Source organism: Aliirhizobium sp. YIM B11859 (assembly GCF_057163345.1).
Map to the genome: position 1 here is coordinate 301,556 of NZ_JBXHAY010000005.1, position 26,551 is coordinate 328,106.

The following is a 26,551-nucleotide window of genomic DNA, read 5'->3' on the forward strand; positions in this document are numbered from 1 at the left end:
ACTAAATCATGCAAGTTATCCTGCTTGAACGCGTACCGAAGCTCGGCCAGATGGGCGAAGTCGTAAAGGTTCGCGACGGTTACGCTCGTAACTTCCTGCTGCCGCAGGGCAAGGCGCTGCGCTCCAACGAAGCCAACAAGAAGCGCTTCGAAAACGAGCGCGCAACGCTCGAAGCCCGTAACCTCGAGCGCAAGGGCGAAGCCCAGACGGTTGCCGACGCACTCGCCGGCAAGACCTTCGTCATCGTCCGTTCGGCTGGCGAAACCGGCCAGCTCTACGGTTCGGTCGCTGCCCGCGACGTCATGGACGTGCTGGCTGCCGAAGGCTTCAACCTCGGCCGCAACCAGGTAGACCTCAACCACCCGATCAAGTCGATCGGCCTGCACGAAGTCACCCTGCACCTGCATTCGGAAGTCGAGATCAAGATCTCGGTCAACGTTGCCCGCACCACCGAAGAAGCTGAACGCCAGGCCCATGGCGAAAGCCTCACCTCGGCCGACGCCATCTACGGCGTCGACGAAGATGCCCTTCGTCCGGAAGACTTCTTCGATCCGGATGCAGACGGCAACGCCGAAGACGACGAATAAGATTTGCCTTGCAGGCCTACCTGCTTGAGACGCCCGGCTCGAAAGGCCGGGCGTTTTTTTGTCTCTTTTTCCAGCTATGATCAGCTTTGTCCGGCGAGTCGCGACGTGTTGCCGACGATTGCCCGAGCGGGCACAGTCAACCGGATTTGTCGCTTCATTGCGTTTTTTGTTACGGGTCGATGGCATGCGCTGTGGATAGCTGTGGGTAACATCCCAAGGCAAAATGCGCGGTTTCGGGACGGGCCGGTTGTGTCTAGAACCGGCATCTTGAATGGACAGGACGGGTAGAAGATCATGAACGAAGTCGCGCGCAATGTAGCATCGCTCAGCAACAAGGATGCAGCGCCGCACTATCGCGAGGCGCCGAACAATATCGAGGCGGAGATGGCGCTGCTCGGCGCGATCCTGGTCAATAACGACGCCTATTACCGCGTTTCGGACTTCCTTAAGCCGCCGCATCTCTACGAACCGCTGCATCGCAAGATCTACGAAGTCGCCGGCGATATCATCCGGATGGGCAAGACTGCCAACCCGATCACGCTGAAGACCTTCCTGCCGGCCGACGACAAGGTCGGCGACCTGACGGTTGCGCAGTACCTGGCGCGCCTTGCCGCAAGTGCGGTGTCGATCATCAACGCCGACGATTATGGCCGGGCGATCTACGACCTGGCGCTGCGCCGGGCGCTGATCACCATCGGTGAAGATGTCGTCAACATCGCCTATGACGCGCCACTCGACATGCCGCCGCAGAGCCAGATCGAGGATACCGAAAGACGCCTGTTCGAACTTGCCGAAACCGGCCGTTACGACGGCGGCTTCCAGTCGTTCAACGATGCGGTGGCGCTGGCGATCGACATGGCGGGCGCTGCCTTCGAGCGCGACGGCCAGCTGTCGGGCATCTCGACCGGCATCGTGTCGCTCGATGCCAAGATGGGCGGATTGCAGCGCTCCGACTTGATCGTGCTTGCAGGTCGCCCGGGTATGGGCAAGACCTCGCTTGCCACCAACATCGCCTACAACATCGCCGCCTCCTACGAGCAGGACGTCAACCCGGACGGCTCGTACAAGGCCAAGAACGGCGGCGTCGTCGGCTTCTATTCGCTCGAAATGTCGTCCGAACAGCTTGCCACCCGTATCATTTCCGAGCAGACCGAAGTGTCGTCGTCGAAGATCCGCCGCGGTGACATTACCGAGGCCGATTTTGAAAAACTCGTCGCCTGCTCCCAGATGATGCAGAAGGTGCCGCTGTTCATCGACCAGACCGGTGGTATCTCGATCGCCCAGCTTTCGGCGCGTGCGCGCCGCCTGAAGCGCCAGCGCGGCCTCGATTGCCTGGTCGTCGACTATATCCAGCTGATGACCGGCGCCGGCAAGGGCGACAACCGCGTGCAGGAAATTACCCAGATCACCACCGGCCTGAAAGCGCTCGGCAAGGAACTGAACGTACCGATCATCGCACTATCGCAGCTGTCGCGTCAGGTGGAAAGCCGCGAAGACAAACGCCCGCAGCTCTCCGATCTTCGCGAATCGGGCTCGATCGAACAGGACGCCGACGTCGTGCTGTTCGTGTTCCGCGAGGAATATTACGTGAAGAACATGGAGCCACGCGATATTTCCGATCCGAAATACCCGGAATGGGAAGTGCTGATGGACAAGGTCAAAGGCACGGCAGACGTGATCATCGCCAAGCAGCGTCACGGACCGACCGGCACCGTCAAACTCGCCTTCCAGTCGGAATTCACCCGCTTCACCGACCTGGCAGAACCGAGCTTCATTCAATACGAAGAGACGTGATCGGTCTCGCATCAGGACACAGTTTTGACAGTGCGCCTTCATGTTGTCATTATGGCCAACATGAAGGCGCACTTGCTTTACCGATCGAAAACCGTCCGGTCGAATGGCGCGATGGCCAATATGAATCTCTGGTAACGGCGACCACACACATCTCAACGGCCGCGAAGATTGTTGCGCGTACACGAGGATGCTGCCCGCTCATCGAACAGGGCTTCATCGAGATCAACGACCGCGCACGCATTCACCTGCCCTATGAGGCCATGCCCGCGAATTTCGATTTCGCAGCGTGCCCGTAGCAAATTTTTTCCAGATTATTCGGCCGGCTTATCGAGAATGGTGCTGAAGGCTTTCATGCTTTTCAGGAAAGCGGAAAATTCCTCGACACCCATCGCATCCTCGATGCGCTTGCGCGCGCGGGCCGCAGCGGCACTGACTTCTCCAAGCATCGCCTGCCCTTCCGGTGTGATGTAAAGAAGCCGCGCCCGCTTGTCCTTGCGATCCACTTCGCGGCGGATCAGGCCGCGCTCCTCCAGAATTTCGACACATTTCGTCACCGACGAGCGATCGAGCGCAACGTGGTCACTCAGCGTATTCTGATGAACGCCCGGTTCGATATCGATAAAGGCCAATGCGCTGAACTGGGTAGGTGAAAACCCCAGATTGACCGCCTCTTCCGTAAAGATCGAAAGCGCCACCTGCTGGCAACGCCGAAGCAGGATGCCATGCGTATTCAGCATGTAATCGGCTGTTAACTTCACGGCGCAAGGTACTCCTAAAATAAAATTGACAAGCATCAATTAGTGGCGTAGCCGATAATCAGCTATCCAACTAATTTGTCGCAGCGCGACATGTGGCCGCAGGAGAACTGCTCCTCGGCCAACAGTGTGTAATCGTAACATGACCGAGATCCGGCCACCTTTCTCTATGCCTCGCCCCTTCGGACGCCGAAGCGCCGAATTTGGCGTGGCGTGGGACCTTGCCCCACATCTTGCCCACATGCAACGCGCCGGCCTTGCCGGAATGCCCAATCCGGAGGCTATCGCCTCCTCTCTCCCATGGTGACGAAAATGACGAGCACGAAGTCGCAAGACCCCACCGGCATGCTGATCATGTCGCGACGTGGCATGTTGCTGGGCGGCGTTACGCTGTTTGCCGGCGGCATGGCCGCATCACTCTGTCCTGGCGCAGCGCTGGCTGCAGTCGATGCAGGCGCGCAAAGCCAGTTCATGAAACTGTCGAACCTGTTGATCAACCATGATCTGAACCCGGCCGTCGGCGCCCGCATCGCCGAGACGGCGGGAAGCCAGCATCAGAACCTGGCGCAGATGCTCGATGCGATCATCGCGATCGCCGAGAAGAGCCAAGGATCGCAGGTCGAGGACTTCTTCGCCGACATTCCCGATGGCGAGTTGAAGGACTTTGCCCACTGGGTGATCTTTGCCTGGTACAGCGGCTGCTCCTCCGAAAAGCGCGATGCCAAGGTGTTCACCTACGAAGAAGCACTCACGTTCAAGACGACGAGCGATGTCGTCACCATCCCGTCCTACGGGCTTTCCGGACCCAATCTCTGGACCCGCCCCAACGTGCCGCTATCCGCCCCGATGCCGCGCTTCTGACGAACCCCACGCAAGAGAAGTCTTTTCCCATGGTTAGCAAGAATAGTGCCGACGTCGTGATCGTCGGAACGGGCGTCGTCGGCGTCGTGATCGCGGAACAACTGGTCGATGCGGGCCACTCGGTGCTGATGATCGAAGCCGGGCCCCGCGTCACGCGCGCCGAAGTGGTCGAGAACTGGCGCAATGCGCCACTCGGCGTGAAGGGCGATACATCTGTGGCCTACCCGCCTCGGCCCTGGGCGCCACATCCGACCGGCGCCGAAAAGGGCGACGACGCCTATCTGCAGTTTACCGGGCCCGACCCGTACGACCAGACCTTCATCCGTTATGCCGGCGGCTCGACCTGGCACTGGGCCGGCACGTCCTGGCGCCTGACGCCGGAGGACATGCGCCTCAACTCGCTTTACGGCGTCGGCCGCGACTGGGCCTTCGATCACGACACGCTGGAACCGTATTACGTGCGCACCGAGCACAAGCTCGGCATCTGTGGCCCCTCCGACCCGGCCCTGCAATGGCCGCGCACGCCGCGCTCTGCCCCTTATCCGATGCCGGCCTTGCCGTTCTCGCCGGGCGAAGTGCGGTTTACCGAGGTCGTCAAGACACTGGGCTACACCAACATCCCGGTCGCGCAGGCCCGCAACAGCGGCATGCCCTATGATGGACGGCCTGCCTGCTGCGCCAACAACAATTGCGTGCCGGTCTGTCCCGTCGGCGCCAAATACGACGCGGAAACATCGCTTCATCGCCTGGAGAAAAAGGGCGTCACGCTGCTGGTCGATTCGGTCGTCTACAAGGTCGAGACCAACGCCCAGAACAAGATCGAGGCCGTCCACTATTACGACCAGCACAAGGAGACCCACCGGATCAGCGGCAAGCTGTTCGTGCTTGCCTGCAACGGCCTGGAAAATCCGAAGCTGCTGTTGATGTCGAAGGACGACCGCAACCCGAACGGTGTCGCCAACTCGTCCGATCAGGTCGGCCGCAACATGATGGACCATCCGGCGCGCACATTCACCGTCACCACCAAAGAACCGTTCTGGTCGGGCGCCGGCCCGGTCGTCAACTCGGGCATCATGGAAACCTCGCAAGGCGCATTCCGCTCGGAACATGCCGGCGCCTATTTCCGCTACAACAACTTTGCCCGTAACCGCTTCGTCACCTTCGCGGCCCTGAAGAAGGGCCTTGTCGGCAAGGCGCTGGACGAGGAAATCCGTCGGATGACGGCGTGCACGGCCGATATCGTTGCAGCGCACGAAATTCTGGCTGATCCGAACAACCGGTTGACGCTGTCCGACAAGAAGGACTGGCTCGGCCTGCCGAAGCCGTCGATCCACTACGATGTCGGTGATTACGTGCGCAAGTCCTGGGACGCTTATTCCCAGCCGATCGGCAAGCAGATCGCCGAGGCGATGGGGGCGACGGACGTCAAGATCAGCCCGAAATTTGCCAACAGCAAACACATCATGGGCGGCACGATCATGGGCCGCGATGCCGGCAACTCGGTCGTCGACGTCGATTGCCGCGCTCATGACCACGAGAACCTGTTCATTCCGGGTGGCGGCGCCATGGCCTCTACTGCCTGTGGCAACAGCACGATCACAATGACAGCGCTTGCCATCAAGGCCGCGGATGCAATCGTCGAACAGATGCGGGGCGCATGATCATGAACAGCATCAAGACATTTGTGCTTGCAGCACCGCTGGCGCTTGCAGCCCTTGCCCCGATCAATGCTTCCGCCGAGGAGTTTTCCAAGGAACTGATCGACAAGGGCCGTTATCTGGCGACAGCGTCGGACTGCGTCGCCTGTCATACCAATCACGAGGGCGGCAAGCCGATGGCCGGCGGTCTGCCGATGGCCTCACCAGTCGGCACGATCATGTCGACCAATATCACCCCGTCGAAGGAATTCGGCATCGGCAACTACAGCGAAGCGCAATTTGCCAATGCGGTGCGCAGGGGCGTCCGCGCCGATGGTGCCAACCTTTATCCGGCCATGCCCTATGTCTCCTATTCGGTGATGACCGACGAGGACGTTCATGCGCTTTACGCCTATTTCATGCAGGGCGTCGATCCGGTCGAGGAGAAGGCACCGGAGACGGAACTCCCCTTCCCGATGAATATCCGCGCCTCGATGATCGGCTGGAACCTGCTGTTCCGCCCGAACGCCGTGCATGTCGATGATCCGAAGCAGTCTGCCGAGTGGAACCGCGGCAGATATCTCGCCGAAGGGGCTGCCCATTGCAGCACCTGCCACACGCCGCGTGGCGCCTTGATGCAGGAAGAGAAGAGCCTCAATCTTTCGGGCGCACAGGTCGGACCGTGGTACGCACCCGATATCACCAATGACAAGGTTCATGGCATCGGCTCGTGGAGCCAGGAGGAACTCGTCGCCTACCTCAAGACCGGTCGCCTTGAAAACAAGGCGCAGGCGGCGGGCAGTATGGCGGAAGCGATCAGCTACTCGTTCCAGCACCTGACCGACAACGACCTAAACGCCATCGCCACCTATGTCCGCAGCGTGCCATCCGCCAATGCGGCGCAGGCATCCGGCACCAGCCGTTTCGACCAGGGCAAGGCGACAAACGATCTCAGCGGCTTCCGCGGGAGCGATTATGCCGATGGCCTGAAGGGCGATCATGCAGGCGCACAGATCTTCACGGCCAATTGTGCTTCCTGCCATGGCTACAATGCCCAGGGCACGAAGGACGGTTATTATCCGAGCCTGTTCCACAATGCGGCCACCGCCGGCGACAATCCGATCAATGTAATTGCCGCCATCCTGAACGGCGTCGACCGCCATACGGAGGCGGGCCATGTCTTCATGCCGCCTTTCGGCGACCAGACGAACGCGATGGTTTCCTTGAACAATGCCGAGGTCGCATCGCTCGCCAACTATCTGCTCAAGGATTACGGCAATGCCAAGCTGACGGTGACGCCTGACGACGTGCAGGTGATCCGCAATGGCGGGCCGAGCTCCAATCTGGTGATGCTCGCGCGCATCGGCATGGGCGCCGGCGCTGTCGGTGCGCTGATCGTTCTCGCGGTCATCGTCTGGATCCTGCGCCGCCGACGTTCCGGCCGGGCAATCCCGACGACCGCCTGACCTTCGTCGCTATTCCCCACGAACTGCGGGTAGCCTGGTTTTTCGATCAGGCTACCCTTTTTATTTGTCGTTCAGCTCGACCGGCCTCTCGGGGCGGTGGCGCTCAAAAGACTGTGCAGCGCGCCATAAAACGCCCCGTCGGCCTTTTTCCAGCCGGCAAAAGCGTTAGGATCACCGCATAGCCTCCCCGCCACATGCTCGATCGAGACCCTCATGACAGAACCCACCGATTTCGACAGCGACGACATTTTCCTCGACGAATTCGATATCGCCCCCGTACGGCTGACAATCGATCTCGGGGCGCTTGCCGATAACTGGCGGGACATGGCAAGGCGGTCCGGCCCGGCCGGGACGGCTGCGATCGTCAAGGCGGATGCCTATGGCCTGGGGCTGGAGGATTGCGGTACGGCACTCTACGAAGCCGGCGCCCGCGACTTTTTCGTGGCTGTCATGCAGGAAGGCATCACGCTGCGCACCTATGCGCCGGACGCCCGCATCTATGTACTTTCCGGCATCTGGCCCGGTCAGGAAAGACTGTTCTACGAGCACGGCCTGGTGCCGGTCATCGTGTCTGAAGAGCAACTCGCCTTCTGGATGGCGGTGACGGCAGAACATGGCGACCACCCTTGCGCACTTCACGTCGACACCGGCTTCAACCGCCTCGGCCTGCCGCTGGAAGAGGCGATCGCCTTTGCCAATGACGTGTCACGTCCGGCCAGTTTCTCGCCCGTCCTCGTCATGTCGCACCTGCATAGCGGCGACAATGCCGCCTCGCCGCTGAACCGCACCCAGCTCGAGTCGTTTCAACGGGTTGCGCAGGCTTTCGAAGGCATTCCGGCAAGCCTTGCCGCCTCCGGCGGCATCTTTCTCGGGCCGGAATATCATTTCGACCTCACCCGGCCAGGCATCGCCGTCTATGGCGGTGAAGCGGTCAACGGCATGCAGGCCTTGAAGCCGGTTGCCAAGGCCGAAGCCCGCATCCTGCAAATCCGCGACGCACCATCGGGCTCGACTGTCAGCTACGGCGCGACCCATCAGTTGTCGCGCAACAGCCGGCTGGCGATCGTGTCTGCCGGTTACGCCGACGGCTATCTCCGTTCCGTCTCCGGGTCCGGCGTGCCGATCCGCGCCGGCGGCACACCCGGCGCCTTCGGTTTCGTCGCCAATACCCGCGTGCCGGTGATCGGTCGGGTAACGATGGACCTGACGATATTCGACGTCACCGACGTGCCCGAAAGCGAAATCCGTGCCGGCGACTATATCGAGCTTTTCGGCCCCCATATCATGCTCGACGACGTGGCGCGGGCAGGCGGAACGATCGGCTACGAACTGCTGACCGGCCTCGGCCTGCGCTATGAGCGGCGTTATATCTATCCGGACGACTGAGCATTTCGCCGGACATTGTCTTCCTCGCATGCGCGCCCTCTTGGAAGCTTGAAATCTTCATGCTAAAAGAGAACAAAAGGAGATCGAAATGACCGAGATCCATCTCAGCGACGCGGATAAGGCTTTTATCGAGGAACAGGTAAAAGACGGGCGATACAAGAGCGCAAACGAGGTTGTCGCTGCAGGCCTGCGACTGCTCGGCAGCGAAGAGAGTGAGATTGAGGAGCTAAGACACCTCATCCAGCAGGGCATCGACGATGTCGATGCGGGACGGGTCATGACATTCAAAAACGCCGAAGAGCTGACAGCGCATATCTTGCAAATGGCAGAGGAACGGAAGAATGCGCCCGCTTCAGCTGAGAATGTCGTTCGAGGCTCTGAACGATCTTCTCGGCATATATGACTATATCGCAGGATTCGATCCGCTGGCCGCAAGAGGCTTTCTTGATGACATCAACGGCAAGATGGAATGGATGGCGGAGCTGGGAATTACAGGAAGTCCAAGGGATTTCATTCCGGGGCTGCGTGGCTTTCCCTATCGGAAAAGATGCATCTATTTCTTTGTCGGAGACGAAGAAATGACGGTTCTGCGTGTGCTGCACGGCCGGCAGAAAATTACCCCGGATGATTTTCTCGCTTTCTATCAAACACAAGAAAAAGACTGACCCATTCTCATGGCAAAACCAAAAACTCAATTCGTGTGCCAGAACTGCGGCACGGTGCATAATCGCTGGGCCGGCAAATGCGATGGCTGCAACGAATGGAATACGATCGTCGAGGAAGACCCGATGGGCGGCATCGGGTCGGGTCCCGGCAAGGTGCCGAAAAAGGGCCGTCCCGTGACGCTGACGACGCTGTCGGGCGAGATCGAGGAAGCGCCGCGCATCCATACCGGCATTTCGGAACTCGATCGGGCGACCGGTGGTGGCTTCGTGCGCGGCTCGGCGGTGCTGATCGGCGGCGATCCGGGGATCGGCAAGTCGACGCTGCTGATGCAGGCGGCGGCAGAGCTTTCGCGCCGCAAGCACCGCATCATCTACGTTTCGGGCGAAGAGGCGGTGGCGCAGGTGCGGCTGCGGGCGCAACGTCTCGGTGCCGCCGATACCGAGGTGCTTCTGGCCGCCGAAACCAATGTCGAAGACATTCTCGCCACCATTGCGGAAGGCAAGCGGCCGGACCTGGTGATCATCGATTCGATCCAGACCCTGTGGAGCGATACGGCCGATTCGGCCCCCGGCACCGTCACCCAGGTACGCACCGGCGTGCAGGCGATGATCCGCTTTGCCAAGCAGACGGGTGCGGCCATGGTTCTGGTCGGCCATGTCACCAAGGAAGGCCAGATTGCCGGCCCGCGGGTGGTCGAACACATGGTCGATGCCGTACTTTATTTCGAAGGTGACCGCGGGCACCGCTACCGCGTGCTGCGCACGGTGAAAAACCGTTTCGGACCGACCGACGAAATCGGCGTGTTCGAAATGTCGGACAAGGGTCTTCGCGAAGTCACCAATCCGTCGGAACTGTTCCTCGGCGAGCGCAATGCGAAATCTCCCGGTGCCGCCGTGTTTGCCGGCATGGAAGGCACGCGTCCGGTTCTGGTCGAGGTGCAAGCCCTTGTGGCACCGACCTCGCTCGGTACGCCGCGTCGGGCCGTCGTCGGTTGGGACTCATCACGTCTGGCGATGATCCTTGCGGTTCTGGAATCCCATTGCGGCGTGAGGCTCGGCCAGCACGACGTCTATCTCAACGTCGCCGGCGGCTACCGCATCTCAGAACCTGCAGCCGACCTTGCGATCGCATCGGCACTGGTCTCGTCACTGGCGGGTGCCGCCCTGCCTGCCGATTGCGTCTATTTCGGCGAGATCAGCCTGTCGGGTGCCGTGCGGCCGGTATCGCAGACGGCGCAACGGCTGAAGGAAGCGGAAAAACTCGGTTTTGCCGGCGCCATGCTGCCGGCGACGTCAGCGGAACTGCCCAAGGGCGGAAACGGGCGATGGACCAAGATCGAGGACCTGCCCGATCTCGTTTCGCGCATCGCGGGATCGACCAAGAAACTGGCGAAAGCTGGCGAAACACCGGCGCAAGATGATTGATCTTCCGTTAATCAACCGGCTGATGTAAGACACTGCGCCCAATGCTGATTGGCCGGGCGCAGGTGCCGGCTGCAAAAAGCCGGGCACGTAACGGCAGTCCTGGAGTAGAGTTTACATGCCCATCACGATTTTCGACGGCATCGTCCTCGGCGTCACCCTGTTTTCGGCGGTGCTCGCCATGGTTCGCGGTTTTTCCCGCGAAGTGCTGTCGATCGCAAGCTGGGCCGGCGCGGTTGCCGCCGCCTATTACCTCTACCCGCTCGCCGTGCCCTATGCGGAAAAATATACGTCCGACCACCGCATCGCGATTGCCGGTTCGGCAGGCGTGATCTTCCTGGTGGCGCTGATCGTCATCTCGTTCATCACCTCGCGGATCGCCGATTTCATCATCGACAGCCGCATCGGCGCGCTCGACCGCACGCTCGGTTTCCTGTTCGGCGCGGCACGCGGCATCCTGCTGCTGGTGATCGCGACAGCCTTCTGGAACTGGCTGGTGCCGGTCAAGTCGCAGCCGGTCTGGGTCACCACCGCCAAGTCCAAGCCGTTCATCGACACGCTGGTCGGCCGTCTGGAAGCCGTGCTGCCGGACGATATCGAACCGCAGATCCGCGCCCGTATCACCGGCAAGGAAGAAGCCCCGACCGACGTACAACCCGGACAGGAACTGCCGCCGGTGGGAGACGCACCTACTCCAAATAATTGACGCTGTGTTGCGCTTGATGCAGCGCTATTCGTTCCCATTTGTGGTAAGAGTTGAATTCAGATAGAGAACAGGCTGGCTCCGGGGGATCATTTCCCCGGCCGGCCTTTCCATTTTAGATCAAGGGCACAGGCTCACGATGGACCAGTCGGCTTCGCAAACTTTCAACGTCAACCTCTCCCATGAATGGGAGGACGACACCCTGCACGAAGAGTGCGGCGTGTTCGGCGTTCTCGGACATCCGGATGCGGCAACGCTGACGGCGCTTGGACTGCATGCGCTTCAGCATCGCGGCCAGGAAGCGGCCGGTATCGTCTCCTTCGACGGTCTGCGGTTCCATTCGGAACGCCGCATGGGACTGGTCGGTGACCACTATACCGACCCGGCAACGCTCGCCAAGCTGCCCGGCAATATCGCCATCGGCCACAACCGTTATTCGACGACCGGCGAAGTGGCATTGCGCAATGTCCAGCCGCTGTTTGCCGAACTCGAAGTCGGTGGCATCGCGATCGCCCATAACGGCAATTTCACCAACGGCCTGACGCTACGGCGCCAGCTGATCGCCGGTGGCGCCATCTGTCAGTCGACATCGGATACCGAAGTCGTCCTGCATCTCATCGCCCGCTCGCGTTATTCCTCCACGGCCGACCGCTTCATCGATGCAATCCGCCAGATGGAAGGCGGTTACTCGATGGTGGCGATCACCCGCACCAAGCTGATCGCCGCCCGCGACCCCACCGGCATCCGTCCTCTCGTCATGGGCGAGCTCGACGGCAAGCCGATCTTTGCGTCGGAAACCTGCGCACTCGATATTATCGGCGCCAAGTTCGTCCGTGACGTCGAGAATGGCGAGGTCATCATCTGCGAAATCCAGGCGGACGGCTCGATCTCGATCGACGCCCGCAAGGCCGGCAATGGCCAGGCGGAACGTCTGTGCCTGTTCGAATATGTCTATTTCGCCCGTCCCGACTCCGTCGTCGGCGGCCGCTCCGTTTACGTGGCGCGCAAGAACATGGGCATCAACCTTGCCAAGGAAGCCCCGGTCGAAGCCGATGTCGTCGTGCCGGTTCCCGATGGCGGCACGCCGGCAGCCCTCGGTTATGCGCAGGAAAGCGGCATCCCGTTCGAATACGGCATTATCCGCAACCATTATGTCGGCCGCACCTTCATCGAACCGACACAGCAGATCCGCGCTTTCGGCGTGAAGCTGAAACATTCCGCCAACCGGGCGATGATCGAGGGCAAGCGCGTCGTGCTGGTCGACGATTCGGTCGTGCGCGGCACCACGTCGTTGAAGATCGTGCAGATGATCCGCGATGCCGGCGCAAAGGAAGTGCACTTACGCGTCGCCAGCCCGATGATCTATTATCCCGACTTCTACGGCATCGACACGCCGGACCGGGAAAAGCTGCTGGCCAACCAGTATGACAGCCTCGAAGCGATGTGCAAATTCGTCGGTTGCGACACGCTGGAATTCCTGTCGATCAACGGCCTCTACCAGGCCGTCGGCGGCGAGGATCGCAACGATGCCCGGCCGCAGTTCACCGACCATTATTTCACCGGCGACTACCCGACCCGCCTGCTCGACAAGGATGGCGAGGCTGTCGGTCGCAAGGTATCGCTGCTGGCCAGCAACGGCTGAGGCGAACGCCCGATGCAATGAAAACGGCCGCGCGGCAAATGCCGGGCGGCCGTTTTTGTGTCAGCCTGCGGCGAGCGCCTGTCGGCGACGGAGCGCAATGGCGATCAGCAGACCGGCACCGGCGGCAAACCCGCCGGCGAGATAGATGCTTCCATACCCTGCCCTGTCGGCAAGAAGGCCGGCAAGCGGACCGGTCAGGCCATAGGAGAGATCCTGGAAGGCCGAGAACCCGCCGAGTGCAGTCCCACGCAAATGCGGGGGGACGCGGCTCACCACTTCGCGACCCATGGCGGGAAAGATCATCGAGCATCCGAGCCCGGTCATGAAGGCACCGGCCAGCGCCGGATAGGGGCCGGCCGCCCCCCAGACGAGAAACTGGCCAAGCGTCTCGACCACCAGTGAGACGATCGCCACCGGAATGCCGCCGAAACGGTCCGGCAGATGACCGAACAGAATGCGTACCAGCACGAAGCCGACACCGAAGGCCGTCAGCCCGAGGCCGGCGAAACTCCAGTTCTCTTGGCGGAAATGCAGGGCGAAGAAAGATCCGATCGCGGCAAAACCGATGCCCTGCAGGCAGACGACCAGACCATAAAGCCAGATCGTGCCGATCACGGTTACAAGCGGCGGACGCTCGCGTGGCGGGGGCGGCGCGACGGCCGGGATGGGCCGGATCGCCAGCAATCCGGCAAGCGGCAGCATGGCACTGACGGCCATCGTTCCGGCAAAACCGATATGGTCGAGCAGAAGCAGACCGATCGGGCCGCCAAAGGCAAGCGCGCCATAAAGAGACGCCCCGACCAGCGCCAGAACCCGACCGGATCGCTCCGGCCCGACAAGACCGATGCCCCAGGAAATCACGCCGACCGCCACAAGGCTTTCGCCGAGGCCGATCGACAGGCGCCCGAGGACAAGAATGGCGAAGGCGACGGCCGGGTGGCTGGACACAATGCCGGATGCCAGTGAAACAAGGGCGCCGAGGATATAGAAAACCAGCCCGCGCTCCACCGCGACCTTGGCACCCCGCAGGTCGCTCAGTCCGCCGGAGTAACTGCGGGTTAAAATGGTCGACAGAAACGCGACACCGACACCCAGCCCGGCCCAACCGTTGCCGAGGCCGAGCGTTGCGGTGACATGCACGGGAATGACCGGCAGCGCGATGGCGACGCAGAGATAGGAGATGAACAGAATGGCGGCCAGCAGGTAAAGACGCCCCTGCTGCGGATCACTTCTCAGTTGGAAAGCCATGGGTATCCTCCTGGCTGTCCTCAAACGGCGGGCACAAAAAAACGCACTCCGACCGGTGAGGATCGATAAGTGCGTTGCTTGACGTTAGACGCTTACGACCGGATCACCGGCATGCAGTCTCGCTAATAAAAACCGCCGCCGGTGTCAACACCTCGGGCATGACGGTCCGCCTGCCGCATGACGGCAGAGAGGATTTCAAGGATGATGAAATCAGAAGATATGGCCGATACCGGCCGATTTCGTTGAAAAACTCGCTGGATTTGTCGTGCCTCCGCCCTTTCAGGTCGTTCGGACGGCAGATGGCGCGTTCTCGATTCCTGCGCCTGGACGCAGAGGCATCATTGATGCCGCCGTCAGGCGGCAATAGCGCCTTGCAGCGGTCTCAGTGGCCTCAGTTTGGCAAGCCTCCGCAGATTTTGGGCGGTTGCTGCAAGCAGGAATTCATCGCGGGCGCCGTATGGACCTCGCAGTCTTAGACGCGCCATCCGGAGAATACGCTTGAGGTGAGCAAAGAGCATCTCGACCTTCTTACGGCGATGGCGCGACTGCGCGTATTCGGGCGTGGCGGCAATCGCTCTTGCGATGTCACGGGCATCCTCGTTGATATCACGTGGCACCTTTCGCATTGGCATGTTCGGGCAGCAGCGATGCTTGAGTTCACATGCGTCGCAGTCAGCTTTCTTGGCTCTGTAGAGCCGCGTGCCTTCTGCGGTAATTCCTGATCTCGGCGTGTCGTAAGTTCGATGGAATTGCTTCAGTTCCTTGCCTGCCGGGCAGATGTAGCGCTCGTTATCGGCCTCCCAGGTGAAGTCGGACCGTGAGAAAGTCCCATCGGTCCTCTGCGACTTGTCGAAGACAGGGATGTGCGGCGCGATCTGCTTTTCCTTGACGAGCCAGGCAAGATTGTCGGCGGAGCCATAGGCGCTGTCGGCGACAACATAATCCGGCTTCAGCCCGAACCGGTCCTCCGTTCTCTGGATCATCGTCCGGGACGCACCGACCTCGGCTTGACGAATGGCACGAGTGGCCTCCACATCAAGGATGACGCCGTGATCGGTGTCGATCAGGTAGTTTGTTGCATAGGCAAAAAAGGCGTGCCCTTTATGGGCTCCGGTCCACTGAGCAGCGGGATCGGAGCGCGAGATGAACTTCGGCGTCACGGGCGATGCCGCGCCAAACGCAGCATCGTCGAGAACCGACAAATATTCTCGGACCGACCGGCTGGCTTCGCCTTTGGCTTCCCACTCCGCGCTAGGCACCGAGCGTTGCCTGTTGGCGTCGGCGGCGATGAGACTGGCATCGACGGCGAACCCTTCAGCTCCGACAAGACCCTGAGCCAGGCAGCGCTCCACCACGGTTTCAAACATATGGCGAAGGATTTCACTTTGCCGAAAGCGGCCGTGACGGTTCTTCGAGAAACTCGAATGGTCCGGCACCTTCCCGTCCAAACCAAGCCGACAGAACCAGCGATAGGCAAGATTGAGATGGACCTCTTCGCACAGCCGCCGCTCGGAGCGAATGCCCATGCAGTAGCCGATAATCAGCATCCGCATCATCAATTCCGGATCGACCGACGGCCGACCAGTGATGCTGTAGAACGGCTTCAACTGCGCTCGCACCCTATCGAGGTCGAGGTGTTTATCAATCCCGCGCAGTAGATGGTCGGTAGGAACATGATCATCGAGACAGAAGTCGTAAAAGAGCTGCGCCGGAGCCGTCTGACATCCCATCATCGCTTAGTCCTCCGCATATCGATGAGAGGATTGAATCACGCGCGCTCAGCGCAAGCAATGGGCGGCGGTCTCTTTACCTCACATGCCCGACAATCCGAATTGCGTTCTCGGAAGCCTCAAGAGGAAAGCGTTTTCCGGTGCTCTCAATAACAGCCCGGATCGCATCTATGTCTTGCGGCACAAGCTTGGCCGGAAGGTTGTTATCCCTCCGATATCTTACATCACGCGTAAACTCGATCCATTCAATTTCGACTAGCGGATAGACGTTAAGCGGCCACAGATCGACATAGGCGTGAGGCGGATACAGCCCCGGATGAACCGCTATCTCGAATTCCTTGTCGTCGCCAATAAACTTCACCGAACACGCGGCATCGATACCCGCTTCTTCGACCGCGCTGAAAAGCGCGCGCCACTTGGTATTAGACATCAAGGACGCTGAGTAGTTCTCCGCCGCAAACTTCTTAGCCTTCAACCGAAGCGCCATCATATCGACAGGTTGGCTCTTCCGCATGCCGCATCTCCAAGCGCGTCCGAACAAGGTTTCCGCTTTCATCTATAGCACAGTGGACGAATGGCATGAAAACGATGAAGGTGCGTCGCAAGGGATCGCAACCGAGTTTTTCAACAGTATCGGCCCTAAGTGGACGTGAAATTAAAGAATCGTTTTGATACTTATCGACCAGTTGGGAGCGATGAATTCGAGCGTTTCATCGCGAAAGTAAAATAGAAAATGTCGGGCATTTACAGTGTCGGCTGAGATGACCTCCCAGTCGATGTCGCCACCCAGAATGTCTTCTCCCACTACCTCGTAGAATTCGCCCCACTTGGGAGCTTGCTTAGCGTAACGACCCTCCCCAGCAAACCACGCATGGTCGTTGGTCGCATCCCAGTTCCAGCGACTGCAATTGCTGAAGCGAACCGTTGCCTCCTCCTTACGGCCGGTCTTCCGCTGCGACGGATTTAGTAAGAAGCTCAAGTTTGCTGCGCCGCCTTCGAAAACTACTGCGACCAACGGTGCATTAGGCTCTGCGCTCCAGTTGTCATTGAGTTGAACGAACTCCAGTTTTTGCATGCCGTATATCCTGCCCCGACGAAAGCGGCTTTTAGGGTATCAGATCATCGGTCTGCAATACTGACGCTTTGACCGCATGCACGGACGGTAAACCCTGGACGCGATGGCCGCAATTGGCGCATCTGCGACATGACGTGTGTCGGCCCGAAGCCGCCATCCAATTTCAGGTAGATAAGCGGCAACAGCCACGCGTCAAGCGCGACTGAGTGCAGATTATCTTCTGCTGGTCAGATTCGGCGAGAACCAAGGCTGCATCAACAATCGAATAACAAAGCCGGAAAAGCCTCCCACAACCAAGCCGAGGCCGAGACTCATTCTCAATGTGTCGGCAATTGCACCGCTGCTCCAAAAAAACCAGCATAGAAAAGCAGTCGTTGAGAAAAATCCGCACAAGACAGCACAGAGGAGCCCCGAACCGAGATGTTTCCGCAGTACCGCGAAAAGTACCCCACCACCAAACGCAGGCACCAAGCCAAAGCCATAAGCTAATGCAAGAAATGTTGAGGGTGATCGGCCTGAACTAGGGCTGCCAAAGTTTCCGCCGTCCAAGATTACCGGAATACAAACAAACAGGACACCCGGAAGCGGACCAACGATTACAGCTAACACAATCAAAAGCCAGGCCGGAGGTTCTTGTGACATTAGGCGTTCTCAACCATCTAACTTGAAGCGGGACTAGCGAAAGCGGCTGATGACTGCAATTGGCGCGAAACTGCCATTCACCCGTTACTGTTTGCGGCCCCGTCCCGAGGACTGTCGTGATTCCTTTGCGGAATCCGAAAAACCTGGAGGTTTGCTTTTTACCCAGGCAACGAATGTTTGCATCGCGGGTTCTTCGAGGATGGCCTCGATCGTCGAGAACTTCTTGGCGAGTTGGGCATCTGTAAAAGTCGCATGTATTTGGTCGTGACAGATACGGTGCAGGCAAACGGTTTTCTTGCCACCCTTGCTCTTGGGGACGAGATGATGCTCGTCCTGCTGATCATCCGGGATCACACGCTCGCACAGCGGACACATCACGGGCTCTGGCGCCGCCACGTCCCATGAAGCCAGTTCATCTCTGTTCTTGCGGGCCATCGGTCCATCTTTCTGAGCGCTGCAAGCCTTGCGTCCATTTTGCTTGGATCGATACGGCTCATTGATCTGCGCAGATATCGCTTCCCATCAAGCGGAGCAATGCTGTTTCAGATCGACTTTGGCTCGTGGTGTGGTCGGATATGGTCTTCGACGTTGGATATAAGCGATCGCGTTTCTGCAACATGGCTGTTATCGGCGCCAAGCAGTCAGGCCTACCTGCCATGTCTCCCCCCAAGCCGGACCAGTTCAATCGCACAACACCGTCACGCCAGCCTGCACGGCCGAGCATGGTTTTGGATTGTGGCAACGCCGCACATTTGCCGATATCGCCTTGGCGCTGCGGCCTTCCACACCTTCGAATATTTCAGCGGCGCGAGGTCATCCAGACGCCGACCAGCGTCACGGCGAGGCCGATGAACATTGCCGATGTCAAGGGTTCGGAGAAAATCAGCCATGCCCACAGCATGGTGACGGGAGGGCTGAGATAGATCGCGGCACTGACCTTGGCGACGGGAAACAACCGCAGGCTGGTGTAATAAACGGCATAGGCGAGAAAGGTTGCGACAAAAACCAGCCAGACCATGCCGAAGGCGAATTCGCGGGTCATCGGCGGCTCTAGGCTGCCCTGCGTCAAAGCACAGAGACCGAAGAGGACAGACCCCGTCAACGTCTGGATACAGAGGCTCTGATGGACCGGCATATGTCGGGTCCGGCGCCGTTTATGCAGGACCGAGGCGACGGCGAAGATCAACATCGAGCCGACGGTGATCAGGTAGGCCCAGATCGGAGCCTGGCCGAAACCGATGCTGTCGAAGGAGACGATCAGCACGCCTGCCACGGCAATCGCTGTTCCCAGCCATTGCCGGCCGATCAACCGTTCGCCGAGGACCGGTTGCGACAGTGCGGCGATTGCCAATGGCAGGAGATCGGCAATCAGCGCAACGAGGCCGGTCGGCACTTTCTGCTCGATCGCCAGTGCAAAACCTCCCAGATAAAGGAAGACGGCCATCACCCCGAACAGGGCTTGGTCCCTCACCGCCCGCAGGGTGATTTTCGGCCCGATCAAAAGCGCGAAGGGCAGAAGGATCATCCCCGAAAGCAGCGTCCGCCAGAACAGGAGCAGCATGACGCTTGCCTCTTCGCTGGCATAACGGATGCCGATGAAACCCGAACTCCACCCGATGATCAGCAGCGTTGCAAGCAGCGGCCACAACAGCGGGTGGCGGTTCACGGAGACAGGGGAAAGAGACGTATCGGCCATCGGATTCTCGAAAGGGGACAATCGCCAGACGCAGTAAGCCGATCACGCCCGATAAGCACATGACAAATTTCGATGGCACCATGACTTTTGTCGAAAATCTGTCATGACGGCGCCAGCCTGTGATATGTCTGTCTCCAACGATGGCTGGAACGGAGATGGCCGTGAAGGAACTGAACAACCGCCGCCTGGAAATCGATGCCCTGCGGGCGCTTTGCGCGATCCGGCATCACGGCGGCATCACACGCGCGGCCGGCGCGCTGGGCCTGTCGCAATCGGCGGTCAGCCACAAGGTCAAACGGCTGGAAGTCAGCCTCGACTGCGAATTGCTTGGCCGCAAATCCGGCGGCCCGATGTTCACGGCTGCCGGAGAGGACCTGCTCGATTATGCCGGCCGGATCCTCGGCCTGCATGACGAGGCGCTGCTCAGTCTGTCGAAAACCACCGTCGCCGGCCGGCTGGCGCTTGGGCTTACCGAAGATACGGCATGCACCGATCTTGCCCGCATTCTGGGGCGGTTTCGGCGGCTGCATCCCAATGTCAGCGTCCGCACCAGGGTGCGCATGAGCCTTGTTCTGCGCGCCATGCTAGAACGCGGCGAACTCGATGCCGCGATCATCCAGGTGTTCGACCATGAGGTTCGCCCCACCGATGTCGTGCTTTACCGGGAAGACCTGCACTGGGTGAAACATCCGGAACTGCCCCTGCCGGCGGACGGCCCCATTCCGTTCCTGTCCTTCGACGACGATTGTTTCTTTCGCCAATGGGCATACGATATCGGCCAGGACGATGCCGTCCTGGAGACGGTGTTTGAGTGTTCGAGTGCCGCCGGCATCGTTGCGGCGGTCCATGCGGCCATGGGCGTGGCACTCTTGAGCGACCGGCATATCCGTGGCGAGATGCATGTCATCGGCGACCGGCTGCCGAAGCCGCCAGCGCTTGCTTACGTCATCCGTCGCGCCCGCAAATCGCGCAACCCGGCGCTGGACAGCCTGGTCGGCGAGATCGAGCGGGATATCGGCCGGCATGGAAGCCTGGCGCTTGCCGGCTGACGAGGGCGGGTCGGCCAGCGGCTGCCGGAAACAGGCCTGCGGATTTGCCTGCATTGCCGGCAGACGCAAACAGATCCGGGCTTTCCTCAATCTTTTGCCGGAAAATCCACAGCAACGGTGACATCCGCCCAGGCCTCGAAATTCGCCTTCAGGGCGTCGAGGCGGGCATAAGCGACCTTCAGCGCAGACGCGCCCAGAAGCAGGCGAAGCGGCGGATCACCTGCCTCAACGGCATTGATGATGGCGAGCGCTGCCCTTGCCGGATCGCCCGGCTGAATGCCGGAGGCGGCACGGGTCGCCTTGCGGCGCTTGCCGGCGGTCTCCTCGTAATCGGCAATCGTCGTCGGAGCCTCGACCATCGAACGGCCGGCCCAATCGGTGCGGAAGGCGCCGGGTTCGACGATCACCACCTTGATGCCGAGCGGCGCGACCTCGTGCGACAGTGATTCCGACAGGGCTTCGACGGCAAATTTCGTTGCGTGGTAATAACCAGTGGCGCCGAAGGCAACGAGGCCGCCGAGCGACGACAGATTAACGATCGTGCCGCTTCGGCGCGCCCGCATGCCCGGCAGAACCGCGCGGGTGACATCGAGAAGACCGAAAACATTGGTTTCGAACTGGGCTCGGATGCCCTTATCCTCGCCTTCCTCGATCGCCGCCAAATAACCATAACCGGCCGCGTTGACGACGACATCGATCCTGCCGAAACGCGCCTGCGCCTCGGCGATCACGGCACGGACACTGGCCGGATCGGTGACATCCATTTTTGCGGCAAGCAGCCTTTCGGCATCGAGGCCACCGAAATCCGGCAGGGCTTCGGGTCGCCTTGCTGTGGCGACGACCGTATAACCGCGCTCGAAGGCGGCTTGGGCTATCGCCCGCCCAAGGCCCGAGGATGTGCCGGTTATCAACCAGACGGGTTTATCGTTCGACATGGGTATTTCCTTTCCGCTGCATTGGCTTCGGGTTCGATCCCGATGCAGGGAAAGGTAAAGGCCACAAGGCTGGCGGCTTAGATCGAAGCTGCCAAGCCTTTGCACGATCCTACCAAAAAGATCACGGATGCCCTATCTGTCGGGTGACGCACCGGAGCAGACGTGGATGCCCGCATGACCGCTCAGATGAACACCCAAATGAACACCTTGGCCGATGATCCCGAGCGGCGGCTCAAGAGCCTCGTGCAGTTTCACTGCAACGGGGCCAAATGGCCCTCCCCGATTGCCGGTGTCACGCTGTTTCGCAGCGATCAGCCGTTCGGTCCGGTGCGAAGCCTTTATGATCCGCGCCTGTGCATCGTGCTACAGGGCACCAAGCGGATCCAGATCGAGGACCGGATGATCGACATTGCGCCCGGCGAATGCCTGGCGGTGGTGGTCGATCTGCCCGTTTCGGCAAGCGTCATCGAGGCCAGCCCCGCAAACCCTCACCTGTCGCTGACGATCGATCTCGATCAGGCGGCGATCGCCGAATTGATCCATGCAGCCGGGCGGCACCCGGCCAAGGCGGCAAACAGTACCGCTCCGATCGTCGGCACCTCGATCGTCGGCACCTCGATCGGCGTCGCCACCGCGCCAGTCACCGGCGACCTGATGGAACCGGTCGAACGGCTGCTGCGCCTGCTCGAGCGGCCAACAGACATTCCCACACTTGCGCCTTTGCTTCAGCGGGAAATCCTCTACCGGTTGCTGCAGGGGGCGTTCGCGCCAATGCTGCGGGATTTTGTCGCCAGCGGTTCGCGGCTCAGCCGTATCGCGGGGGCGACCGCCTTCATCCGGCAGAATTTCGACCAGCCGGTGGAGATCGCCGATCTCGCCGAGACGGCCGGCATGAGCGTCACCAGCTTTCACCGGGCGTTCAAATCCGTCACCCATATGAGCCCGCTGCAGTTTCGAACGCGGCTGCGGTTGCACGAGGCGCGGCGGCGGCTTTCTCTTGAGGACGGGCGTATCGGCACTATCGCCTTCGATGTCGGTTATCGCAGCCAGTCGCAGTTCAATCGCGAATATCGCAAACTTTTCGGCGAGGCGCCGGGCGGCCGGAAAAATCCGCAGCCCTTGCGCGACGAGGATGCAGGACTTGCGCCTCCCCCTTGCCTGTGACAAGCCTCGAAGGCAAGGCATGAGCATATCTGTAAGGGCGAAAGACAAGATGACGATCGATCTGAAGGGCAGGATTGCGCTGGTCACCGGCGCCTCGCGCGGCATCGGCTATTTCACCGCGCTGGAACTTTCAAAGGCCGGTGCGCATGTGATCGCCTGCGCCCGCACCGTCGGCGGGCTGGAGGAACTGGACGACGCAATCAAGGCGGCAGGCGGTTCGGCGACGCTCGTTCCCTTCGATCTTTCCGACATGGAGGCGATCGACCGGCTCGGCGCCTCGATCTTCGAACGCTGGGGCAAGCTCGACATTCTGGTGGCCAATGCCGGCATTCTCGGCGTCATCTCGCCGGTTGCCCATATCGAGGCAAAGGTGTTCGACAAGGTGATGACCACCAATGTTACGGCGATGTGGCGGCTTGTTCGTTCGCTCGAACCGCTGCTGGTCAAATCGGATGCCGGCCGGGCGATCCTTTTGTCCTCAGGGGTTGCCACCAATCCGCGCTCCTTCTGGGGCGTTTACGCGATGTCGAAGGCTGCGGTCGAAACCATGGGGCGGATCTGGGCCGAGGAAATGTCGCATACGCCGTTGAAGATCAATCTCGTCAATCCGGGCGCCACCCGCACGGCGATGCGGGCGCAGGCAATGCCCGGGGAAGATCCGGATATCTTGCCCCATCCTTCCGAAGTGGCGGCTAAAATCCTGCCACTCGCCTCTCCCGAACTGACCGAAAGCGGCAAGCTGTTCGTGGTCCGGGAAAACCGGTTCGTCGATTACCGCCTGCCGGAATAAGGCTGGAGAGGACATGGGGTTGGCGGTGCGTCCGCCTGCCATCGGTCTGCACTGATTGCGGGCGCGAAACCGCTGCGCACTTTGCTGAAACTGATCTAGTTTGTTACCAACCGGCAGTCACCGGTTCGCCGTTACGGAGACCTCTCTTGGCATTCGACCACTTGTCGCTCGAACACCTGATCTCCCAATACGGCGTGCTTGCCGTATTTCTCGGCGCCGCTTTCGAAGGCGAGACGGCGGTGTTTTTGGGCGGGGTTTTCGCTCATCGGCATTTTATCAGCTTCTGGGAGGCGGCGACGGCGGCCGTCTTCGGTTCGTTTGCGGCCGATCAGGCCTGGTTCTTTGCCGGGCGCTATGCCAACCGGTTGAAACTCGTGCAACGGGCGCTGAAAACCGAGGCGGCGCAAAAGGTCAATCACCTGCTGGAAACACATCCGACCGGCTTCATCCTCGCCTTCCGGTTCATCTACGGCATGCGCACGGTGAGCCCGATCGCAATCGGGCTGACCTCGGTCCCGGCGGCCCGTTTCGTTTTCCTCAATTTTATTGCTGCGGTGATCTGGGGCGTGTCGATCACCGCGATCGGGTATCTGTTCGGCAATGCCGTCGAAACCCTGTTCGGCCGCCTCAGACTGCATCTTCACCTGTTGATCACGCTTGCCGCAGCCGTGGTGATTGCCGTCGCGCTTGCGTATTTCGTCCGAAGACGGATGCGGCGACCGACAGTTGGCCGATAAAGCGCGATCAACCGACTTCTTCACTCCGGCTTGGCCAATCCGATCCACTCAACCGGATTTCGTCAGGCGGATTTCGTCAGGCCGATTTCGTCAGGCCGGCGGCGACCAGCGCGCCAACCAGCAGGCAGGCATCATCGACCAGGCGCTTCGACAGCGCCGGATGTTCCTGGTCGAACTGGCGGATCGATTTCAGGGCATAAAGCAACATCCAGGCCCTCTGATCGATCTCCGCCGGCACCGATTTGCCGTCGATCAGCGCCAGGACCGCCGTCAGCTTTTCCAGCATCTGCCGGCGCAGGCCGGCGCGGCGCAGCGAACCGTCCTCGCGGGCATCGGCCAAAACCAGTGCTGCCGCCCTCTCCGTCTGCAATCCGCGCATCATCGCCACCAGCGCACGGGCAACATCCTGCGCCGAAGCAGAGGCTGCAATGGTCACCACCTTTTCAAGCTCGTCGGTCAGATGTGCACCGTAGCGATCCATGATCGCCTGGGCGAGCGCGTCCTTGGTCGGGAAAAACCGGTAGAGCGAACCGATGGCAGTGCCGGACCGGGCGGCGACATCCGACATGGTCACGGCGCGGTAACCGTCGGCTGCAAACAGGCCGATTGCCGTTTCGACGATGGCCGCCACCCGTTCGTGGCCGCGTTTGCGCTTCGGTTCCACCGCCTTTGGCGGCGTGGCTGTTGACATTTGCGAGGCAATCCTCAAATAGGAGTTATGCGAGTAGCCCCTCGCATAACATGATGCAGACCATTCGTCATCCTGTCGCGGCCTCCTGGCTCGCCATCATGCCGGTTGCGCCTGCAACTTGCCTTTGATACCCCCGCATATTCTATCCGAAAGACACCCATGCTCGCACTTGACCCCAAGACCACCGCGCTCGTTCTGATCGATCTGCAGATGGGCATATTGGCGATGAATACCGCCCCTTACGCCAGCGCCGATGTGCTCACCAAGGGCCGGCAACTGGCGGATACCTTCCGCAAGGCAAATGCACCGGTGGTTCTCGTCAATGTCGATTTTGGCCCGGATTTCGGCGATGCGCCGCGCGGCCTCACCGATGCCGCCGCCGGTCGCAACTATCCCGAAGGCTGGACGAAACTCGCCGATGGGCTGCAACAGCCCGGCGACCTGACAGTGACGAAACGCCAATGGGGCGCGTTCCACGGCACCGATCTCGACGTCAAGCTTCGCCGGCGGGGCATTACCACGATTGTCGTCGGCGGCATCGCCACCAATTTCGGCGTCGAGTCCACCGTTCGCGCCGGCTGGGAACATGGCTATAACATGGTGGTGGTCGAGGATGCCTCGACCGGCATCTCGAAGGATCTGCACGAAATGTCGTTCACATTCGTCTTTCCGCGCATTTCGCGCGTCACCACAACAGCGGATCTGACCCTTGGCTGATCGTTTCGCGGCAGATGGGCCGAAAGGCGGATGGCGGCAGCGGCTGACATCCTGGCCACCGGTGCGCTGGGCGATCCTGGCCGCCGGCTCGCTACTGATCTGCTGGCTCCTCGAACTCATCCATCTGCCCGCAGCCCTGCTGCTCGGACCGATGGCGATGGCGATCGTGATGGCCTTGTCGGGGATGAATTTCCGTCTGCCGAAACTGGCGTTCAGCGGCGCTCAGAGCGTCATCGGGGTGATGATCGCATCCAACATGCCGCCGTCGATCTTCGCCGAACTCGCCGACCAGTGGTATGTCTTCGCCATCGGTATTCTGTCGACTGCCGTTGCCGCCACCGCGCTCGGCGTGCTGATGGTCAAGGCCCGGATCTTTCCCGGCACGACAGCCATCTGGGGCTCCTCGCCGGGTGCTGCCTCGGTCATGGTGCTGATGTCGGAAGCCTATGGCGGCGACATGCGGCTCGTCGCCTTCATGCAGTATGTCCGGGTCGTCTGCGTCGCGCTTGCCGCGACGCTCGTTGCCCGGCTGTTCGGCGTGACGCCGGGTGAAGCAAAGGCGGTGGACTGGTTTCCGGTCCTGCCGCTTATCCCAGTGCTGGCGACACTGGCAATCGCCTTCGTCTCGGCCTGGATCTGCACCCTTCTGCGTTTGCCGGGTGCTCCGCTGCTTGGCCCGCTTGCGGCCTGCCTCATTGCCAAATTCGGCTTCGACATGCCGCTTGTCCTGCCGCCGTGGATGCTGGCGATCGCCTATGCCGTCGTCGGCTGGGCGATCGGCGGGCGGTTCACCCGCCAGGTCGTCGCCTATGCCGCGCGCAATTTTCTGCGCGTGCTCGCCTCGGTCGCCTGCCTTATGGGTGTATGCGGCGTGTTTGCCGCGATCCTGGTCCTGCTGACCGGCGTCGATCCGCTGACCGCCTATCTGGCCACCAGCCCGGGCGGTGCCGATTCGGTCGCCATCATCGCCGCATCGACCAATGTCGACGTTCCCTTCGTCATGGCGATGCAGATCGGGCGTTTCCTGTTCGTCGTGCTGACCGGGCCGGCGATCGCCCGCGCGGTTGCCAACCGGCTGCTCGGCGAACCGTCCCGGCCGATCGACCAAGCCTCTTGACCAAACAACCGGCCCACGCCATAAACCATGCCATGAACACGG

At 60.7% G+C, this 26,551-nt stretch carries 28 protein-coding genes; 18 read left to right on the plus strand and 10 right to left on the minus strand.

Features of this window, described 5'->3' with window-relative positions:
• Positions 1-8 precede the first annotated feature (8 nt).
• From rplI to AC2GXZ_RS20935, 3 genes are all read left to right on the plus strand, one after another.
• Complete coding sequence (gene rplI, locus AC2GXZ_RS20925) at positions 9-587, plus strand: 50S ribosomal protein L9 (RefSeq protein ID WP_483761137.1); 579 nt, start codon at positions 9-11, stop codon at positions 585-587.
• A 294-nt stretch (positions 588-881) separates the two neighbouring features.
• Entirely contained in the window at positions 882-2,381 is a 1,500-nt protein-coding gene (locus AC2GXZ_RS20930; RefSeq protein WP_483761138.1) for a replicative DNA helicase, read from the plus strand.
• Complete coding sequence (locus AC2GXZ_RS20935; RefSeq protein ID WP_483761139.1) at positions 2,378-2,677, plus strand: hypothetical protein; 300 nt, start codon at positions 2,378-2,380, stop codon at positions 2,675-2,677. The genes AC2GXZ_RS20930 and AC2GXZ_RS20935 overlap by 4 nt, the downstream gene beginning before the upstream one ends.
• A gap of 15 nt (positions 2,678-2,692) precedes the next feature.
• On the opposite strand, the gene AC2GXZ_RS20940 is transcribed toward AC2GXZ_RS20935, so the two are convergent.
• Complete coding sequence (locus AC2GXZ_RS20940) at positions 2,693-3,139, minus strand: MarR family winged helix-turn-helix transcriptional regulator (protein ID WP_483761140.1); 447 nt, start codon at positions 3,137-3,139, stop codon at positions 2,693-2,695.
• A gap of 309 nt (positions 3,140-3,448) precedes the next feature.
• Here AC2GXZ_RS20940 and AC2GXZ_RS20945 point away from each other — a divergent pair, with 309 nt between their 5' ends.
• The 9 genes from AC2GXZ_RS20945 to purF all read left to right on the plus strand — a co-directional run bounded on the left by AC2GXZ_RS20945 (position 3,449) and on the right by purF (position 12,918).
• Positions 3,449-3,997 carry a sugar dehydrogenase complex small subunit gene (locus AC2GXZ_RS20945; RefSeq protein ID WP_483761141.1) on the plus strand — a complete coding sequence of 183 codons (549 nt, stop codon included), beginning with the start codon at positions 3,449-3,451 and terminating at the stop codon, positions 3,995-3,997.
• 29 nt (positions 3,998-4,026) lie between these two features.
• Positions 4,027-5,658, plus strand: coding sequence for a GMC family oxidoreductase (locus tag AC2GXZ_RS20950; protein ID WP_483761142.1), 1,632 nt, complete (start codon positions 4,027-4,029; stop codon positions 5,656-5,658).
• A 2-nt stretch (positions 5,659-5,660) separates the two neighbouring features.
• Entirely contained in the window at positions 5,661-7,100 is a 1,440-nt protein-coding gene (locus AC2GXZ_RS20955; RefSeq protein ID WP_483761143.1) for a c-type cytochrome, read from the plus strand.
• A gap of 213 nt (positions 7,101-7,313) precedes the next feature.
• The gene (alr, locus tag AC2GXZ_RS20960) at positions 7,314-8,486 is read left to right on the plus strand and encodes an alanine racemase (RefSeq protein ID WP_483761144.1); all 1,173 of its coding nucleotides are present in this window, start codon (positions 7,314-7,316) and stop codon (positions 8,484-8,486) included.
• 88 nt (positions 8,487-8,574) lie between these two features.
• Positions 8,575-8,889, plus strand: coding sequence for a type II toxin-antitoxin system ParD family antitoxin (locus tag AC2GXZ_RS20965; protein WP_483761145.1), 315 nt, complete (start codon positions 8,575-8,577; stop codon positions 8,887-8,889).
• Positions 8,828-9,151, plus strand: coding sequence for a type II toxin-antitoxin system RelE/ParE family toxin (locus AC2GXZ_RS20970; RefSeq protein ID WP_483761146.1), 324 nt, complete (start codon positions 8,828-8,830; stop codon positions 9,149-9,151). The genes AC2GXZ_RS20965 and AC2GXZ_RS20970 overlap by 62 nt, the downstream gene beginning before the upstream one ends.
• 9 nt (positions 9,152-9,160) lie before the next feature.
• Positions 9,161-10,576, plus strand: a complete 1,416-nt coding sequence (radA, locus tag AC2GXZ_RS20975; RefSeq protein ID WP_483761147.1) for a DNA repair protein RadA — start codon at positions 9,161-9,163, stop codon at positions 10,574-10,576.
• 115 nt (positions 10,577-10,691) lie between these two features.
• Positions 10,692-11,279, plus strand: coding sequence for a CvpA family protein (locus tag AC2GXZ_RS20980; protein ID WP_483761148.1), 588 nt, complete (start codon positions 10,692-10,694; stop codon positions 11,277-11,279).
• 136 nt (positions 11,280-11,415) lie between these two features.
• Entirely contained in the window at positions 11,416-12,918 is a 1,503-nt protein-coding gene (gene purF, locus AC2GXZ_RS20985) for an amidophosphoribosyltransferase (RefSeq protein ID WP_483761149.1), read from the plus strand.
• A 60-nt stretch (positions 12,919-12,978) separates the two neighbouring features.
• Here the strand turns inward: purF and AC2GXZ_RS20990 are convergent, their stop codons facing one another.
• From AC2GXZ_RS20990 to AC2GXZ_RS21020, 7 genes are all read right to left on the minus strand, one after another.
• Complete coding sequence (locus AC2GXZ_RS20990; RefSeq protein ID WP_483761150.1) at positions 12,979-14,166, minus strand: arabinose transporter; 1,188 nt, start codon at positions 14,164-14,166, stop codon at positions 12,979-12,981.
• Positions 14,167-14,519: 353 nt separating this feature from the next.
• Positions 14,520-15,899, minus strand: coding sequence for a transposase (locus AC2GXZ_RS20995; protein WP_483761151.1), 1,380 nt, complete (start codon positions 15,897-15,899; stop codon positions 14,520-14,522).
• 73 nt (positions 15,900-15,972) lie between these two features.
• Positions 15,973-16,410 carry a DUF6678 family protein gene (locus AC2GXZ_RS21000; RefSeq protein WP_483761152.1) on the minus strand — a complete coding sequence of 146 codons (438 nt, stop codon included), beginning with the start codon at positions 16,408-16,410 and terminating at the stop codon, positions 15,973-15,975.
• Positions 16,411-16,551: 141 nt separating this feature from the next.
• Positions 16,552-16,971, minus strand: a complete 420-nt coding sequence (locus tag AC2GXZ_RS21005) for a hypothetical protein (protein ID WP_483761153.1) — start codon at positions 16,969-16,971, stop codon at positions 16,552-16,554.
• Positions 16,972-17,184: 213 nt separating this feature from the next.
• Complete coding sequence (locus AC2GXZ_RS21010) at positions 17,185-17,613, minus strand: hypothetical protein (protein ID WP_483761154.1); 429 nt, start codon at positions 17,611-17,613, stop codon at positions 17,185-17,187.
• 84 nt (positions 17,614-17,697) lie between these two features.
• Positions 17,698-18,048: an HNH endonuclease gene (locus AC2GXZ_RS21015; protein WP_483761155.1), complete on the minus strand. Its 351-nt coding sequence runs from the start codon at positions 18,046-18,048 to the stop codon at positions 17,698-17,700.
• Positions 18,049-18,412: 364 nt separating this feature from the next.
• A complete protein-coding gene (locus AC2GXZ_RS21020) occupies positions 18,413-19,309 on the minus strand; it encodes a DMT family transporter (protein WP_483761156.1) in 897 nt (298 codons plus the stop codon).
• Positions 19,310-19,470: 161 nt separating this feature from the next.
• Here AC2GXZ_RS21020 and AC2GXZ_RS21025 point away from each other — a divergent pair, with 161 nt between their 5' ends.
• Positions 19,471-20,358 carry a LysR family transcriptional regulator gene (locus tag AC2GXZ_RS21025; protein ID WP_483761157.1) on the plus strand — a complete coding sequence of 296 codons (888 nt, stop codon included), beginning with the start codon at positions 19,471-19,473 and terminating at the stop codon, positions 20,356-20,358.
• An 86-nt stretch (positions 20,359-20,444) separates the two neighbouring features.
• Here AC2GXZ_RS21025 and AC2GXZ_RS21030 read toward each other — a convergent pair whose 3' ends face one another.
• A complete protein-coding gene (locus AC2GXZ_RS21030) occupies positions 20,445-21,293 on the minus strand; it encodes an oxidoreductase (RefSeq protein ID WP_483761158.1) in 849 nt (282 codons plus the stop codon).
• Between the two features lie 174 nt (positions 21,294-21,467).
• Between AC2GXZ_RS21030 and AC2GXZ_RS21035 the strand changes: the two genes are divergently transcribed.
• The 3 genes from AC2GXZ_RS21035 (at position 21,468) to AC2GXZ_RS21045 (ending at position 23,984) form a co-directional block, all read left to right on the plus strand.
• Entirely contained in the window at positions 21,468-22,457 is a 990-nt protein-coding gene (locus AC2GXZ_RS21035) for an AraC family transcriptional regulator (RefSeq protein ID WP_483761159.1), read from the plus strand.
• A 49-nt stretch (positions 22,458-22,506) separates the two neighbouring features.
• Entirely contained in the window at positions 22,507-23,247 is a 741-nt protein-coding gene (locus AC2GXZ_RS21040) for an SDR family NAD(P)-dependent oxidoreductase (RefSeq protein ID WP_483761244.1), read from the plus strand.
• Between the two features lie 161 nt (positions 23,248-23,408).
• A complete protein-coding gene (locus AC2GXZ_RS21045; protein ID WP_483761245.1) occupies positions 23,409-23,984 on the plus strand; it encodes a DedA family protein in 576 nt (191 codons plus the stop codon).
• A gap of 76 nt (positions 23,985-24,060) precedes the next feature.
• Here the strand turns inward: AC2GXZ_RS21045 and AC2GXZ_RS21050 are convergent, their stop codons facing one another.
• The gene (locus AC2GXZ_RS21050) at positions 24,061-24,675 is read right to left on the minus strand and encodes a TetR/AcrR family transcriptional regulator (RefSeq protein ID WP_483761160.1); all 615 of its coding nucleotides are present in this window, start codon (positions 24,673-24,675) and stop codon (positions 24,061-24,063) included.
• A 159-nt stretch (positions 24,676-24,834) separates the two neighbouring features.
• Here AC2GXZ_RS21050 and AC2GXZ_RS21055 point away from each other — a divergent pair, with 159 nt between their 5' ends.
• Positions 24,835-25,392 (plus strand): hydrolase, encoded by a 558-nt coding sequence (locus tag AC2GXZ_RS21055; RefSeq protein WP_483761161.1) that lies wholly within the window; start codon positions 24,835-24,837, stop codon positions 25,390-25,392.
• Positions 25,385-26,509 carry an AbrB family transcriptional regulator gene (locus AC2GXZ_RS21060; protein ID WP_483761162.1) on the plus strand — a complete coding sequence of 375 codons (1,125 nt, stop codon included), beginning with the start codon at positions 25,385-25,387 and terminating at the stop codon, positions 26,507-26,509. The genes AC2GXZ_RS21055 and AC2GXZ_RS21060 overlap by 8 nt, the downstream gene beginning before the upstream one ends.
• Positions 26,510-26,551 lie beyond the last annotated feature (42 nt).

What these genes read in the sequence shown, in the direction of transcription:
- rplI (WP_483761137.1), top strand. Translation starts at nt 9, where the DNA reads ATGCAAGTTATCCTGCTTGAACGCGTACCGAAGCTCGGCCAGATGGGC.
- AC2GXZ_RS20930 (WP_483761138.1), top strand. Translation starts at nt 882, where the DNA reads ATGAACGAAGTCGCGCGCAATGTAGCATCGCTCAGCAACAAGGATGCA.
- AC2GXZ_RS20945 (WP_483761141.1), top strand. Translation starts at nt 3,449, where the DNA reads ATGACGAGCACGAAGTCGCAAGACCCCACCGGCATGCTGATCATGTCG.
- AC2GXZ_RS20950 (WP_483761142.1), top strand. Translation starts at nt 4,027, where the DNA reads ATGGTTAGCAAGAATAGTGCCGACGTCGTGATCGTCGGAACGGGCGTC.
- AC2GXZ_RS20955 (WP_483761143.1), top strand. Translation starts at nt 5,661, where the DNA reads ATGAACAGCATCAAGACATTTGTGCTTGCAGCACCGCTGGCGCTTGCA.
- alr (WP_483761144.1), top strand. Translation starts at nt 7,314, where the DNA reads ATGACAGAACCCACCGATTTCGACAGCGACGACATTTTCCTCGACGAA.
- AC2GXZ_RS20965 (WP_483761145.1), top strand. Translation starts at nt 8,575, where the DNA reads ATGACCGAGATCCATCTCAGCGACGCGGATAAGGCTTTTATCGAGGAA.
- AC2GXZ_RS20970 (WP_483761146.1), top strand. Translation starts at nt 8,828, where the DNA reads ATGCGCCCGCTTCAGCTGAGAATGTCGTTCGAGGCTCTGAACGATCTT.
- radA (WP_483761147.1), top strand. Translation starts at nt 9,161, where the DNA reads ATGGCAAAACCAAAAACTCAATTCGTGTGCCAGAACTGCGGCACGGTG.
- AC2GXZ_RS20980 (WP_483761148.1), top strand. Translation starts at nt 10,692, where the DNA reads ATGCCCATCACGATTTTCGACGGCATCGTCCTCGGCGTCACCCTGTTT.
- purF (WP_483761149.1), top strand. Translation starts at nt 11,416, where the DNA reads ATGGACCAGTCGGCTTCGCAAACTTTCAACGTCAACCTCTCCCATGAA.
- AC2GXZ_RS20990 (WP_483761150.1), bottom strand. Translation starts at nt 14,166, where the DNA reads ATGGCTTTCCAACTGAGAAGTGATCCGCAGCAGGGGCGTCTTTACCTG.
- AC2GXZ_RS20995 (WP_483761151.1), bottom strand. Translation starts at nt 15,899, where the DNA reads ATGATGGGATGTCAGACGGCTCCGGCGCAGCTCTTTTACGACTTCTGT.
- AC2GXZ_RS21000 (WP_483761152.1), bottom strand. Translation starts at nt 16,410, where the DNA reads ATGCGGAAGAGCCAACCTGTCGATATGATGGCGCTTCGGTTGAAGGCT.
- AC2GXZ_RS21005 (WP_483761153.1), bottom strand. Translation starts at nt 16,971, where the DNA reads ATGCAAAAACTGGAGTTCGTTCAACTCAATGACAACTGGAGCGCAGAG.
- AC2GXZ_RS21010 (WP_483761154.1), bottom strand. Translation starts at nt 17,613, where the DNA reads ATGTCACAAGAACCTCCGGCCTGGCTTTTGATTGTGTTAGCTGTAATC.
- AC2GXZ_RS21015 (WP_483761155.1), bottom strand. Translation starts at nt 18,048, where the DNA reads ATGGCCCGCAAGAACAGAGATGAACTGGCTTCATGGGACGTGGCGGCG.
- AC2GXZ_RS21020 (WP_483761156.1), bottom strand. Translation starts at nt 19,309, where the DNA reads ATGGCCGATACGTCTCTTTCCCCTGTCTCCGTGAACCGCCACCCGCTG.
- AC2GXZ_RS21030 (WP_483761158.1), bottom strand. Translation starts at nt 21,293, where the DNA reads ATGTCGAACGATAAACCCGTCTGGTTGATAACCGGCACATCCTCGGGC.
- AC2GXZ_RS21035 (WP_483761159.1), top strand. Translation starts at nt 21,468, where the DNA reads ATGACCGCTCAGATGAACACCCAAATGAACACCTTGGCCGATGATCCC.
- AC2GXZ_RS21040 (WP_483761244.1), top strand. Translation starts at nt 22,507, where the DNA reads ATGACGATCGATCTGAAGGGCAGGATTGCGCTGGTCACCGGCGCCTCG.
- AC2GXZ_RS21050 (WP_483761160.1), bottom strand. Translation starts at nt 24,675, where the DNA reads ATGTCAACAGCCACGCCGCCAAAGGCGGTGGAACCGAAGCGCAAACGC.
- AC2GXZ_RS21055 (WP_483761161.1), top strand. Translation starts at nt 24,835, where the DNA reads ATGCTCGCACTTGACCCCAAGACCACCGCGCTCGTTCTGATCGATCTG.